We start from the raw sequence: 15,062 nt of genomic DNA on the forward strand, positions 1-15,062 counted from the left end.
AAGCCTGAAAAGGCTTTTTAAAATTGTTTAAATCAATATTTTTTTGGTAATGTTCACTGCTTATTATTTTTGAAAAAGGCATTATTAACTATAAGACCTAAATATAGGAAAAAGCTAATAAATGTAACAAAGAGGGCAATATACATAAAAACAGCTATTATTCCGTAGCGCGAATAATTAATTAATTTAGTTAGTAACCCAAAAATCATTATAAAAAATGTTATTAAAACGGATGATATTAAAGCACCAGGATAATTATGTTTTAATTCTCAATTTTTAAAAGAAGGAGCAAAAATATAAAGCAAAATTATTCCTAAAAATAAAGCTATTAGTAAAAAGATTAAAAAAGAAGGATAAAAAAACGCATCAGTTTGAATAGCTTTATCAAAAGCATTAAAAAAGGTTAAATATATAATTATTCAAACAAATAAATACAAGCAAATTCCTAATGTAATAAAACATCCTTTTAATCTATTTAATGCAAAGTTACCGGGATTATCATGTTCGTAAATTAAATTTTGTAAGTAGATAAATTTTCCAAATCCTGATGAGCTAAGTCAAATTGAAATAAGTGCAGAAAGCACTATTGCAACCACACTTAAAGTACTTTTTGGGGCAATAATTTCTGCTATTTCAGAACCATTAAAAGCCGATTTAATACCAGGAATAATTCTTATTAAAATTACTTCAACAAACAAGTTATTGTAATTAGGAATTAAAGAAAGAAGCGCAAGTAAAACAACAATTATCGGGACAAAAGAAACAAGAAAGTAGAAAGCTAAAGCAACAGGAAGCATTCGATATTCTTTTTTAAAAAATTTATCTTTAATTTCTTGAATTAATTGTTTTTTATCTTTGTCACTATGTCTAAGCGTTAAAACATATGATTTATGTCTTTTTCAAATAAAAATATTCAAGATTAGGCCAATAAATTTATCTATTATAGTTTCTATTCATGGTCTTTCTTTTTTAATACCAATTAGTTTATTTTTTAATATTGAATTATTAATTTTTTTCCTATAAAGTTTTTTAATTTTTCTTTGTCTTGTACTGCTTGTTATGTAACCTTTTATTTTTTTTGAGTTTTCTAAAAACATTTTATGAGCAATTAATATCTTCGTCTATTTGTTCAATTCTAGCTTGATGTCTTCCCCCTTCATATTGAGTATTAAGGTATTCATCAAGCATTTTTTTTGCTTTATCAATAGGAGTAATTCTTCCACCCATAACTAGAATATTAGCATTATTATGCATTTTAGACATTTTAGCATCTTCAACTGAAGTAACTCTAGCAGCTCTAATGTTTTCGTGTCTATTTAAAGCATAAGATATACCTAATCCAGTTCCACAAAAGCCTAAACCAAAAGTTATTTCCTTATGATTGTTAATGTAGTTAGCTAGTTTGTGTCCTTGAGTAGCATAAGAAATAGGTTTTGAAGAATCTTCTGGGCCTAAATCTACTGTTTCAAAACCCTTTTCAATCAAGTAATTTTTTAATTCATTTTTTAAATCAGCACCAGCATGATCACTAGCTAGAGCAACAATTTTTTTATTGTCCATATTTGGCCTCCTTAACACAAAAAGTAAGGAAAAGTTTATATTTTTTCCATTGTATTGATATTTTACAATTATTTTTAATTAAGTAGTGTATGAAAATGAGGAAACAATTTGATCAAAAAGACTGTTCACTTTATGTTTTAAAATATTTTATTTGGCATTTTCATAGAGAAGATATAGATATCAATTATTTAAAATTGAAGGCATCTTATGGAAGTGAAGGCATTAATGTTTATTCATTAAAAGAACAGGCAAAAGAATTCAATATAGGAATAGAAACATACAATTGTATTTTCGATTCTTTAAACCAATTAAAAAAAGATGATTTGCCAATAGCATTATTGATAGCAAAAAATTATTTACGCCATTTTGTTATTTTAAAAAAGATAAAAAATAACAAATACTATATTTATGATCCTGAGGACGAATATATTCATGTTTATTCAGAAAAAGAGTTAAGAGAAATATTTTTAGAAATAATTTTAATTTTTGAACCATCAGGAAAAATTGAAAAAAATAATTTAAACATCGAAAATAAAATTAATTCATTAATAAACAATAAAAAGTATACGTTTATTCTATTATTTCTTGCTTGTGTTAATTTGTTGCCTACTATTGGGGTTGCATTTTATTCAAAAATAATTTTCGATATTATATTGCCAAATAAATCTATTACTAATTTGTTAGTAGTGTTTTTGCTATTTATTTGATTTAATATTTTTAGGTTTATTGTTATTTTATACAAGAATGTAATGATTAATAAATTGACTAATAAAATAGACATAGAATTAACACAAAAACTTATTTCAAAAATAAATTCATTAAGGTTAACGGAATTTAAAAAAATTGAAATTAGTGATTATTTAAGAAGATTTAATTATGTTAATGTTATTGCTGAATATAAAGCAAATTTTCTCTTCTACATAGTTTTTGATTTATTATCATTTGTTGTTTCTTCATTCATAATGATATATTTAAATTATTTAATTTTTGCAGTTGTTTTCATACTAATGATAATTATAAGTTTGTTTAATTATATATGCAGAATAAAAAGTTCAAAGTTGGTAAAGCCATTAATGCATAATCAGTTATTAGAGCTTGAAAGTCAAAAAAACATTTTAAATAATTGTATGAATGTTAACAAGACTCATTTGGCTAATTATTTAGAAAAAAAACATAATATTTTAAAGTTACAAAGCAGACAAATATTTAGCAATATAAATAATATTTCTAATTTTAAAAATTTCATCAACTCATTATTTATGGGTAATTTCAACATAATTATTATTTTTATTTCATCCATTTTTCTTTTAAAAAATGAATTGTCAATTGGAACTATTATTATGGTTTTGACTATTTCCTCTTTTTTAATAAATCCTTTTGAATCAATATCTAATTTATTTTTTAGTAAAAATTTGTATAACGAAGCAATAGATAATATCAATTTCATGCTAAATATAAATAACGCTAATAATAGGGAAGGAAATTTAAAAATTGGAGATATTAATGAAATTTATATTGATAAATTATTTTTTGAATATGAAAATGGAAAAGCGATTCTAAATATAGAAAAATTCACCATAGACCAAAATATTCAATTTATTGGAAAAAACGGAATTGGTAAATCTACTTTTATCAATGTGATAAACAACAATATCGATGATTGAAAAGGAAACATAACTATTAATAATATAGATTATTGGAATCTTGATATAGATAAATTTAAAGAAGAAATTATCGTTCTTAATTCTAACAATATTTTACCCGACATAAAAGTATTTGAATATATAACCAATGGTGATAAAAATAAAGAAAATAATTTTAATGAAGTAATAAATACAACTTCTTTAGCTAATTTAATAGCAAAAATGAATATAAATTTAAATCAAAAAATAATTGATAATGGATCAAATTTTTCTACTGGACAAAGACAGTTTTTATTTATCTTACGTTTATTTATTCAATCTTACAAATTAATAGTTTTGGATGAAATTTTTGAAAATTTGGATACTTCAATTATTGATGAATTAAAGAAAATAATAAAGAATATACATCAAAAAGCGTTATTTATAGAAATTAGTCATTCAAAAAAATTTATTTTCAATAGCAAGGAAATTAATTTTGAAGAAATTAACAGAATTTAATAAATGACATATGTTTTTATTAATATTTTTAACATTATTGAGTATTGCTTTTTTTATTTTCATATTTAATTACAAAATTGATAAAGTAAAACATGTTGAAATAAGTATTGACGAAAAAAGAAATATAAAATTGTTAGGTGATAGTTCATTATCTTATCTTCTTGATAAGGATCAAAAAATAGTATTGGAAATAAATAACAAAAATTATGAAGTCAAATTAAAGAAAATAATTACAAACATAAAGGGAACAGAATTAATAATTTACAACTTTCCAAAAAATGTAAGAATTTATCCTAATTCAATAATTAATTCTTATATATTTTTAGACCAAAAACCCTTATTTATGGAACTTTTCGGAAAATAGTTTTACTTAAAATCATTTCTTATATATTATAATTATTGTATGGTTGAATTAAACATTGACAATAATGGTGATGAATTCGAATATTATGAAGAATTCAATGAGATATTAAAAAATTTAACAAGAATTTTTAACATCAATAAATTAGTTGTTGTTGATGTTACTATCGTTAACAACCACGAAATTCAAATTTTAAATAAAAAATATAGAGGAAAAGATTATCCAACTGATATTCTTTCATTTGATTTTGGAGACAAAAAACTTTATAATGACTTACCTATTTTTCCATTAGGGGAGTTAATTATTAGTAAAGAAAAAGTAGAATCCCAAGCAAAAGATTTTAATCATTCTTTAAAAAGAGAGTATTGCTACCTTTTTGCTCATGGATTGATACATTTAATGGGTTATGATCATGAAAATGAGAGTGAAAGAATCGAAATGAATAAATTAGTTGACGATATCTTCGTGCCTTTAGGAATTACGAGGGAATATGAATAAGATAAAAAAATTGCAAGAATTATTACCTAAGGCATATTGCCCTTGATCAAAATTTCAAGTTGCTGCTATTGCTGTTGACGATCAAGGAAGAGAATTTTATGGTGTAAATTGCGAAAATGCTGCATTTCCATCAGGGTTATGTGCAGAAAGATCAGCATTTTTTGGTTCTGTTGCATATGGCGGAAAGGTAGGGCATTTTAAAGAATTATATGTAATGGCTTCTGTAGATAAACCTACTTCTCCCTGCGCTGGCTGCCGTCAAGTAATTACAGAATTTATGCCAGATGATGCTATAGTTACTCTTTATGGTCAAAAGGGAGATCAAAAAGTTGTTTTCACAGTTAAAGAATTAGTTCCAATGCCTATAAGAGCAGAACAAATAAAATAAATGAATATAGGAATGTTTTCAATAATAGGAAGACCAAACGTCGGGAAGTCTTCCTTATTAAATAAAATTTTGAACTATAATCTTGCGATTGTTTCGAATGTTGCGCAAACAACAAGAGATCAAATTACAGGAATTTATAGTGATGAATCATATCAACTAGTTTTTATTGACACGCCAGGAATTCATAAACCTAAAAATTTATTAGGAGAAAAATTAAATAAGTCAGCATTTGATTCAATTATTGATATTGATTGTATTTTGTTTTTGACTCCCATTAATGAAACAATTGGAAAAGGTGATAGAGTCATTTTAGATAAAATCAAAGATTTACCAAATAAAATTGCGATTATTACAAAAATTGATTTAGCAAAAAAACCAGAAAAAATTCAACATAAGTTAAACGAATTGGAAGAATATAATTTTTCGTCTATTATCTCAGTTTCTATCAATAATAAGAAATCTATTGATTCATTGTTAAATCTTTTAAAAACCTATACTTATGAAGGAGAAAAACTATACGATTCAGACTTCATTACAGATAAGACTATGAGATTCTTAGCAAAAGAATTAATTAGAGAAGCAGCAATTTATTTTTTGCGTGAAGAACTTCCGCATTCTATTGCTGTTGAAATAAACGAATTTAATGAATATAATGATTTTATTGAAATTAATGCTACAGTTTATGTAAAAAAAGATTCTCAAAAAGGAATGCTTATAGGTAAAAAGGGATCAATGATCAAACAAATTGGTATTTTAGCTAGAAAAAAAATAGAAAGTTTATTTGGAACAAAAGTTGTTTTAAATACAAAAGTTAAAGTTGCAAAAAAATGAATCGATGATGAAAAAATGTTGAAAAAATTTGAGTATTAAGGGAATGTTATGAATAAAGAAATTTTAAATAAATTATTTGTAGAAAAAGAAATAGATGCAGTTATATCTAATGCATATCAAACTAGACTTTGATATTCTAAAATTCAAACTTCTGATGGATATTTAGTTATTGAAAAAGAAAAAGCTTATTTGTTTGTTGATGGAAGATATATAGAATACGCTAAAAATAATGCAAAAAATGTTGAAGTTATTTTACTTAATGGACAACAAACATTGTCAGATTTTTTTGATAACAAAAGATATAAAAAAGTTGCTTTTGAAATGGATTATATTGTTTTTAAAGATTATAAGTTCTTAGAATCTGTTATTAAACCTGAAAAAATAGAACATATTAACGGACAATTGCTAAGAATTAAAAAATCTGATGAAGAAATTGAATTATTGAAAAAATCAATCGAAATTTCTTTAAAGTCATATAACGAATTAATGGATTGAATTAAACCAGGAATGACTGAAAAACAGGTTGCAGCAAAATTAAACTATTTAATGAAGCAAAATGGTGCAGAAAAAGAAAGTTTTGATGAAATTATTGCTGCTGGCAAAAATTCAGCCGAACCTCATCATCATCCCACGGATGACGTTTTAGTGGAAGGAGAGTTTTTAAAAATTGATTTTGGTGCTCTTTATAAAGGATATAGTGCAGATATAACAAGAACTATAATTTTGGGAGGCGATAGCAAAGCCAATAATAGTGAACTTTTAAAGATTAAGCAAATTGTTTTAGATGCAGCAAAGGCAGGAAGGGATGCAATTAAACCGGGAGTTTCAACTTCTTACATTGACAAAGTTTGTCGTGAATATATAGAGTCAAAAGGATATGGAAAATATTTTGTTCATTCCACTGGCCACGGATTAGGCATTGATGTTCATGAACTACCAAACGTTAACAAAACAAAAGAAACAATTTTAGAACCAGGAATGGTTATAACAGTAGAACCAGGAATATATATTGAAGGCCTTGGAGGTTATAGAAACGAAGACGATGTCTTAGTTACTGAAACTGGAAGATGAGTTCTTTCGCAAAAAAAAGAAAAAAATTAAAGCACTTTGTGCTTTTTTAAATTGACTATTATTTTTATATAATTTTACTTATGAAGTTGCTAGATAAAATTACTCCTTTAGAACAAGATTTTTCTAAATGATATATTGATGTTGTTAAACAAGGAGACTTAATTGATTATGGTCCTGTAAAAGGAACACTAATTTTTAAACCAAATGCCTACGGAATTTGGGAACAAATACAGTTTAATTTGAATAGGATATTTAAAGAAAAGTGTATAAAAAATGTTTATTTACCACTGTTTATTCCTGAAAAATTGTTTAATAAGGAAAAGGAACACATAAAAGGATTTAATCCTGAATTAGCAACTGTTACAATGGCAGGTGATAAAAAACTTGATGAAAAAATATTTATTAGACCTACTTCTGAAGTTTTATTTGCAAATTTATTTAAAAATAGTGTTGAATCATATAACGACTTACCATTGATATACAATCAATGAGTCAATGTAGTCCGTTGAGAAAAAACAACAAATCCTTTTTTAAGAAATAGAGAATTTTTATGACAAGAAGGACATACTTGTCATTCAGATCCATTGGAAGCTAGACAATTTACTAAAAATATGATAATGATTTACAATAAATTTTTACGTAATTATTTAGCTATTCCAACTATTGTAGGTAAAAAAACATCTCATGAAAAATTTGCGGGAGCTTGTTCAACATATACAATTGAAGCAATGATGAAAGATGGAAAGGCTCTTCAAGCAGGTACATCACATTATCTAGCACAAAATTTTTCTAAACAATTCGATATTAAATTCAAAAACTATAAAAATGTTAACGATTATGTATATCAGACTTCGTGGGGCATTTCTACTCGTCTGATCGGAGCAATTATAATGACACATGGTGATAATCGTGGCATTATTATTCCTCCAAAAGTTGCACCAATACAAATTTCAATTATCGAACTCTTTGCCAATAAGAATCCAAAAATTCACGAATTAGCCTTGCAAATAAAAAATGATTTGTCTAAGAAATATAGAGTATTTCTTGATGAATCTGATAAAAGTCCAGGTTACAAGGCGGCAAATTCTGAAATACAAGGCATTCCATTGAGAATAGAAATTGGGCCAAAAGATATAGATAATAATACGGTTACTTTTGTGCGTAGAGATACCCAAGAAAAAGAAATTGTTTCTTGCAACGAATTGAAGAAAAACGTTAAATACACATTAGACGAAATTCATATTAATTTGTTGCAATTAGCAGAACAAAGATTAGAAGAAAACACAATAGTTGTTACTGATTATGAAACATTTAAAGAAGGAATAAAAAATAGAAAATTTGTTATTGCTCCTTTTTGCTGTTCGGGAAAGACAGAAGATAAAATCAAAGAAGAAACAGGCGCAACTTCTAGATGTATACCTAAAAAAATAAATAAGCCTGTTAAAGCAGCAAAATGTATTTATCCAACATGTAAGTCAACAACTAATAGATATGTTGTTTTTGCAAAGGCGTATTAATAATGATTTTTTTAAACAGTAAGCCAAAAATCAGATTATAAAACAGTTTTACATATATGTAATTGCGAAATTTCTAGAGCTAAATCGTTAAGATACGACGATATGGCTAAAAAAGCAAGATTAAATAAAAAGTTTGACAAAGATTTATATCATTATTTCACAGATGATTTTAAAAAAATATTAAATTGTCTAAATGAAACAGATAGATATATTATTGTTAATGAATTTTTATATCAAACACAAAATAAAGAATGATACAAAGAACGTTTTTCTAAATCTTGCTATTATACTAAGAGAAAAAAAGCAATTGCTAATTTCTTGTATTATTTTAATTTATAAAAAGCAGAAATTATTTGTTCTGCTTTTTTTCTAATATGAATTTTATTTTTGTTAAACTAATAATATTATGAATGATGATGAGTTACATTTTGAAGAATTTTGTAAAAATTTAAATTTCGAAATTCCTTATTCAATGCGAAGTTCATCTTTAATTATTCAAGAAACTTCAGACAATAAAACATTTAATTTTTTGTTAAATTTTAATTTTTCAAATCTTGTAGATATAGAAGATTTGAAGAATTTTATAAAAATATTAGGAAAAAATAAAGAGAGTATGAAAAATACATCAGTATTTTTTAATTTTTCTAATGAACAATATGAAATAAAAAATATTTTGATTTATATTAAGAAAATAATATCTAAACCTAAATATAAAACTTTATTTACTTTTGATTTTGATAAAAAATTTGAGAAGAAAAACGATAATACTTATTCTTTCATTTTAAATGATGATTTCTATAACGAAGAAGTAATAAAAGCAATAAAACATTTAGAAAATAAATTTTATAAATTAGGTTTAACAAAAGTTAAATTTATTTATAAAAAGGAAAGTGGAAATTCAGATACTAAAATAACTGTAAATACAGAAAATAATAATGGTTCTGAAATAGTAAAAAAGTTAAAAAATAATCCAGAAATTAATAATGATTTATCATCAAAAAAAGAGTTTGTTTTATCTAAAAATAACAAGAAAAATGAATATGAATATTATAAACTTAGAGATTTAGAGGATTATTATCACGATTTAAACGTTCAAATTGAGGGTTTAATTTTTAGCATAGAGCACAAAGAATTAATTAATTCTAAGAAGAATAAACATCTTTATATATTAAACATAACAGACTATGATAGTGGTATTCAAGTACAAATGTTTAAAGAAAACGAATTAAACGAAGAAGAAAAGAAAATTTTTAAAATAAATAATTGAGTAAAATTTTTCGGCAGATATACACAAAAAATTGCTTTTGGAAAACCATTAAATGTAGTTTATCTTGACAATTATGTAAAAGGCAATGGGCCAATTGTTCTTAAAAAAGACAATTTAAGTAAAAAAAGAATTGAATTACATGTTAGTTCAAAAATGAATACTATGGATGGATTAATGCAACCAGATGAGATAATTGATTCATCTATAGAATTAGGAATGAATGCAGTTGCAATAATGGACACAAATGGATGTCAAGGGTATCCTAAATTTTATAATCATTCTTTAAAATGCCCTGATTTTAAACCTCTTTATGGAACAGCTTTTAGTGTTATATCAAACAAATTTAATACTATTTTAGGTACTTTTAAAAATCAAAATTTAAGAAATGCTTCTTATGTATCTTTTGACATAGAAACTTCTTCATTATTAGCTAGATTCGGTGACATTATTGAATTTGGTTCTGTAGAAATAAATAATTTAAGAGTCGAAAATAAAGAACAATTTTTTATTAAGCCAAATAAACCTATCAATAAATTTACATCGAATTTAACTGGGATAAGTAACAGTATGTTAGAAAACGGTTTAGAAATTAATGAGGCGTTAGATAGAATATATGAAATATTAAATAATAAAATAGCTTTAGCCCATAATGCAAAATTTGATTTTAACTTTATTAAACAAAAATTTTATCAACAGGGCAAAGAATTTCCTAATTTTGCTGTAATTGATACTTTAAAAGTTTCTAGATTGCTTTTTCCTAATGAAAACAGACATAGACTTAAAAACCTGGCTGATAGACTTGAAATTAAATATGATGAAGAAGTTGCCCATCGTGGAGATTATGATGCAAAAGTTTTAGGAGAAATATGATGTCAATTGATTATTTCCTTGGAAAAAATTGGAATTTATGATTTAAACCAATTATCTAATTATGTAAACGATGCTTTAATAAAAAGAGAATTTTCTTATGAAATAAGTACATTAGCAAAAAATAATCGAGGACTAAAAGATCAATTTGATTTAGTTAGCGAACTTTTAACTAATAAGTTTTCTATTGAATCTCCAAAAATATTTTTCGATAAAGTAAGAGAAAAAGAAAATATTTTAATAGGTTCTGGCACATTAAAAAGTAAATTAATAGAAGATTATTTTTATAGTTCACACGAAGAATTTCTTAAAACAATTGATATGTTTGACTACATTGAAATTCCTGCGCCACAAGTATTTTCACACTGAATTGCTTATGGTGATATAACTGAAGAGGAATTGAATAATGCCTTAAAAGAAATTATTTTAGTTGCTAAAAATAAAGGAAAAATTGTTGTTGCCACAGGTGATGTAAAATATAAATCAGAACTAGATAAAAAAGCTTATGAAATAGTTGTTTATGCAAAAGGTATTGGAAAAGCAAGACACTTTTTATACAGCTATGAAAGAGCAAAAAACAATACATTAAAAATTCCTAATCAATATTTTTTAAATACTTTAGAAATGCTTGAACAATTTAGTTTTCTAAACGATAAAGAGTTAATAAATGAAATAGTAATTGAAAATACACATAAAATAGCCAATATGTGTGAAAATATTCAAGTTATTAAAAAGGATTTATTTAAACCAGAATTCGATAATTCAGAAATTAAATTAAAAGAACTAGTATACAAAACAGCGAGAGAAAAATATGGTGTAGTTTTGCCTAAATTCATTGAAGAGAGAATAAAAGCTGAACTTGATCCAATCATTAATCATGGTTTTTCTGTAATTTATTGAATAAGCCATGTTTTGATCAAAGAATCAATCGAAAATGGATATGTAGTGGGTAGTCGTGGATCAGTAGGTTCATCTATAACTGCCTATTTGTCAGGAGTTAGTGAAGTTAATCCCCTGCCTGCTCATTATATTTGTAAAAATTGTAAATATTTTGAAATTACTAAAGATGAAAAAATTTCATCAGGTTTTGATTTAGATCCTAAAAAATGTCCTAGATGTAGCGAAATATTAGACACTGACGGCCATACTATTCCATTTGAAACTTTTCTAGGTTTTGACGCAGATAAAGTTCCGGATATTGATTTAAATTTTTCAGGCGATATACAACCTAAAATACATGATAAAGTTAGAATGCTTTTTGGGCCAAATAATACTTTTAAAGCAGGAACTGTACAAACTGTTGCAGAAAAAACAGCTTTTGGTTATGTCAAAGCTTATTTTGAAGAAAAAAATGAAGTAGCAAATGATATTTACATGAATTATTTAGCCAATAAAATCATGGATTTAAAAAGAACAACTGGGCAGCACCCTGGAGGAATTATTATAGTTCCAAAAGAATATAGTATTTTTGATTTTACACCTATAAACTATCCAGCAAATGATATTCAGGCAGATTGAAAAACAACTCATTTTGATTACAAAGCAATTCATGACAATTTACTTAAATTAGATATTTTAGGACATGATAATCCAACGATTATAAAATTTTTAGAATCTAAAACCGGAGTAAAAACTCATCAAATACCTAAAAAAGATAAAAATCTAATTAAATTATTTAGTTCTCCTGAACCTCTTGGAATTAAATCAGAAGATATTATGGGAGAAGTTACAGGAGCTTTAGGAATTCCTGAATTTGGTACTTCTTTTGTAAGAAGAATGTTAGCTTCATCTAAGCCAAAAAGTTTTGCTGATTTAATTTCTTTATCTGGTCTATCGCACGGAGAAAGTGTATGAACAGGAAATGCAGAAGAATTAGTAGTAAAACATAATTTTAATTTAAGCGAAGTTATCTCATGTCGTGATGATATATTAGTTAACTTATTAAAAATTGAAGGAATAGATAGAAAAAAAGCATTTAAAATTATGGAAAATGTTCGTAAAGGTAAAGGACTAACTTCTACGGAAGAAAATTATTTACTTGAACACAATGTTCCTAATTGACAAATTGAAAGCATGAAGAAAATAAAATATATGTTTCCCAAAGCGCATGCTACTGCATATGTTTTAATGGCTTGATGAATAGCTTACTATAAGTTAAATTTCCCTTTAGAATTTTATGCTTCCTATCTTAGCATTAGACCTGATAATTATGATTTAGAAAGTATGATCGATGAAAAAGGGGGTTCTAAAGTAAAGAATAAATTGATGCAGTTATACAAATTAGATAAGTCCAAAGAAATTAAAGAAACTGATAAAAAAATGATTCCTATGTTTGAAATAATTCAAGAAATGTATGCAAGAGGATTTAACATAAGTAATATTGATTTAAAGAAATCTTTAGCAACAGAATGAATAATTGACAATGAAAATAAATGTTTAATACCGCCTTTTAATGCAGTTTCTCAATTGGGAGAAGCCATTGCTAATTCAATAGTAAAAGCAAGAAATCAGAAAGAATTTATTTCTACAGAAGATTTTAATAAAAGAACGGGAATTAATAGAACTTTACTTAATAAACTTAAGACAATGGGAATTTTTGATGAATTAGACGATACTAACCAAATGACTTTATTTTAGTTTATTATGTATTTTTATAGTTTAAAAGGAAAAATGTAATTATCTTTATAGATAATTATTTTTTTTATTATAATTAGAAAGATTTTTCAGTTAGATAACTAACAATACGAAAAAGGGAGGTATAAAATGGCAAATATAAAATCAAAAGTAAGAAGCATTGCAAAAATGGAAGAATTTAGACTCCGTAACAATGCTATGAAAACAAGAGTGCGTAAAGCTATTAGAGCTGCTAGAGAAGCAGTTTTGGCAAATGATCCAAAAGCAAAAGAATTAATTGCAAAAGCGCATTCAATAATTGCTAGAGCAGTACAAAAAGGAACTTTTCATCCTAATAAAGGAGCAAGAAAATCTTCTCGTTTAGATAATTTTGTAAATGCTCAAATGCAAAAAGAAGCCTAAGACCTCAATAAATTTTTATAAATATTAATTTAAAAATACATCCTTTACTCAGGATGTATTTTTAAATTACTTCATTTCTTTAATTGTGTTGTTGTTTACGAATAAAAATGTTTCATTTTCTTCTTTTTTATATGTGTTAAATAGTTTATAAACATTTTTTTCGTCTTTTTGAATTTCTTGAAATAATTCTTTTGAATTTAGAGCAGGTCAAACGCCATATGTGCAACCAAATTTATTGACAAATTCTTCTTTACCAAAAATGGTCAAAATAGGAGTTTTAATTTTATATTTCGCTAAGGCATTAATTAAACAAGCGCCTTCAGCAGCAACAACTAGATATTTATAATTTGAATTTTTAATTTTTGAAGCTATTTCTAAAGCAAAAGCTTCTTTATTTGATTTACATGCTGTTCCACAACTTTCGGCTTTTAAGAATTCTTTTTCGTAATTTTCTTTTTTATAGAATTCTTCTTCGGCTCTTTTATTAATTTTTGCCATTGTTTCAACAGCTAATAGCGGGAATTTTCCAGATGCGCTTTCTCCAGAAAGCATTGTTGAATCAGCTCCTAATTCAGTAGCTAAATAAACATCAGTTACTTCCGCTCTGGTAGGATGAGGGTTGTTTTCCATAGAATCTAACATTTGAGTGGCAACAATTACTACTTTTCCGGCTTTTCTGCATTTTTCAATTATCATTTTTTGAACTACTGGAACTTCATAATAGGGAATTTCAAGGCCTAAATCACCTCTAGCTATCATAATTCCATCAACTGCTTCAATAATACTATCGATATTATTTACTCCTGTTTGGCTTTCTATTTTAGCAATAATTTTTATATTCTCGCCGTTATTATTAGCTAATAATTCTCTTAATTCTTTAACATTTTGTGAAGTATTAACAAAAGAAGCAGCAATATAGTCAACATTTTCCTTGATTCCAAAAATAATATCGTTTTTATCTTTTTCGCTTAAGAAAGGAAGAGAAAAATCTACACCAGGCAAATTAATTCTTTTATTAGTTTTTAAGAAATGAGAATTAAAGGTTTTAACTTCTACTATACCTTTTTTAACGCTAACAACATGTGATGTTAATTTGCCATCGTCAAAAAGAACAATATCTCCCTCTTTTAAATCTTGTGACATATCATAAGAAACAGTAATAACTTTATCGCTACCATCAATATTTTTATAATCCTCTTCTGTAGTTTTAATAGTAATAATTGAATTAGCAGAAATATTTTGTCCGCCTTCTTGCATTTTGCCTACTCTTATTTCAGGGCCTTTAGTATCAAGCATAAGAGAAACAGGAATATTTAGTTCTTTAGAAATTTTTTTAGCAGTATTAAATTTTTCTCTTTGTTCTTCATGAGTGCCATGACTAAAATTAGCTCTAATGCATGTAGCTCCTGCTAAAATTAATGATTTCATGATTTCATAATCTGATGACGCAGGTCCAATTGTAATAATTAATTTGCTATTTTTGTTAATTGAATACATATTTTCCTCACAAGGTTATTAATAATAA

Annotated in this window: 13 protein-coding genes; 10 read left to right on the plus strand and 3 right to left on the minus strand. The window is 25.7% G+C overall.

All coding sequences use genetic code 4. The features are described 5' to 3' along the window. Positions 1 to 17: 17 nt before the first annotated feature. On the minus strand, positions 18 to 1,097 hold the full coding sequence (locus EXC33_RS00100; protein ID WP_052717036.1) for a YhjD/YihY/BrkB family envelope integrity protein: 1,080 nt from the start codon (positions 1,095 to 1,097) through the stop codon (positions 18 to 20). Position 1,098: 1 nt separating this feature from the next. Then, positions 1,099 to 1,560 carry an RpiB/LacA/LacB family sugar-phosphate isomerase gene (locus EXC33_RS00105; RefSeq protein WP_046097056.1) on the minus strand — a complete coding sequence of 154 codons (462 nt, stop codon included), beginning with the start codon at positions 1,558 to 1,560 and terminating at the stop codon, positions 1,099 to 1,101. A gap of 89 nt (positions 1,561 to 1,649) precedes the next feature. Here EXC33_RS00105 and EXC33_RS00110 point away from each other — a divergent pair, with 89 nt between their 5' ends. The 10 genes from EXC33_RS00110 to rpsT all read left to right on the plus strand — a co-directional run bounded on the left by EXC33_RS00110 (position 1,650) and on the right by rpsT (position 13,537). Continuing rightward, complete coding sequence (locus EXC33_RS00110; protein ID WP_046097057.1) at positions 1,650 to 3,701, plus strand: Mbov_0121 family peptidase domain-containing ABC transporter; 2,052 nt, start codon at positions 1,650 to 1,652, stop codon at positions 3,699 to 3,701. Beyond that, positions 3,679 to 4,065 carry an MAG1140 family protein gene (locus EXC33_RS00115; RefSeq protein ID WP_052717037.1) on the plus strand — a complete coding sequence of 129 codons (387 nt, stop codon included), beginning with the start codon at positions 3,679 to 3,681 and terminating at the stop codon, positions 4,063 to 4,065. Before EXC33_RS00110 ends, EXC33_RS00115 begins: the two co-directional genes overlap by 23 nt. Before the next feature lie 39 nt (positions 4,066 to 4,104). After that, positions 4,105 to 4,560, plus strand: a complete 456-nt coding sequence (ybeY, locus tag EXC33_RS00120) for an rRNA maturation RNase YbeY (protein WP_046097058.1) — start codon at positions 4,105 to 4,107, stop codon at positions 4,558 to 4,560. Continuing rightward, a complete protein-coding gene (gene cdd / locus EXC33_RS00125; RefSeq protein ID WP_046097059.1) occupies positions 4,553 to 4,948 on the plus strand; it encodes a cytidine deaminase in 396 nt (131 codons plus the stop codon). The genes ybeY and cdd overlap by 8 nt, the downstream gene beginning before the upstream one ends. Next, on the plus strand, positions 4,949 to 5,818 hold the full coding sequence (gene era, locus EXC33_RS00130; protein WP_046097060.1) for a GTPase Era: 870 nt from the start codon (positions 4,949 to 4,951) through the stop codon (positions 5,816 to 5,818). Between the two features lie 9 nt (positions 5,819 to 5,827). Next, complete coding sequence (locus EXC33_RS00135; protein WP_046097061.1) at positions 5,828 to 6,880, plus strand: aminopeptidase P family protein; 1,053 nt, start codon at positions 5,828 to 5,830, stop codon at positions 6,878 to 6,880. Positions 6,881 to 6,930: 50 nt separating this feature from the next. Continuing rightward, positions 6,931 to 8,367, plus strand: coding sequence for a proline--tRNA ligase (gene proS / locus EXC33_RS00140; RefSeq protein WP_046097062.1), 1,437 nt, complete (start codon positions 6,931 to 6,933; stop codon positions 8,365 to 8,367). 102 nt (positions 8,368 to 8,469) lie between these two features. Continuing rightward, complete coding sequence (locus EXC33_RS00145) at positions 8,470 to 8,706, plus strand: MG284/MPN403 family protein (RefSeq protein WP_052717038.1); 237 nt, start codon at positions 8,470 to 8,472, stop codon at positions 8,704 to 8,706. A 67-nt stretch (positions 8,707 to 8,773) separates the two neighbouring features. Further along, the gene (locus EXC33_RS00150; protein WP_046097063.1) at positions 8,774 to 13,138 is read left to right on the plus strand and encodes a PolC-type DNA polymerase III; all 4,365 of its coding nucleotides are present in this window, start codon (positions 8,774 to 8,776) and stop codon (positions 13,136 to 13,138) included. Positions 13,139 to 13,264: 126 nt separating this feature from the next. Beyond that, positions 13,265 to 13,537 carry a 30S ribosomal protein S20 gene (rpsT, locus tag EXC33_RS00155; RefSeq protein ID WP_046097064.1) on the plus strand — a complete coding sequence of 91 codons (273 nt, stop codon included), beginning with the start codon at positions 13,265 to 13,267 and terminating at the stop codon, positions 13,535 to 13,537. A gap of 66 nt (positions 13,538 to 13,603) precedes the next feature. Here rpsT and pyk read toward each other — a convergent pair whose 3' ends face one another. After that, positions 13,604 to 15,034: a pyruvate kinase gene (gene pyk / locus EXC33_RS00160; RefSeq protein ID WP_046097065.1), complete on the minus strand. Its 1,431-nt coding sequence runs from the start codon at positions 15,032 to 15,034 to the stop codon at positions 13,604 to 13,606. Positions 15,035 to 15,062 lie beyond the last annotated feature (28 nt).

Origin of the sequence: Mycoplasmopsis meleagridis (assembly GCF_900660695.1) — a bacterium.
GTDB classification, from domain to species: domain Bacteria; phylum Bacillota_I; class Bacilli_A; order Mycoplasmatales; family Metamycoplasmataceae; genus Mycoplasmopsis; species Mycoplasmopsis meleagridis.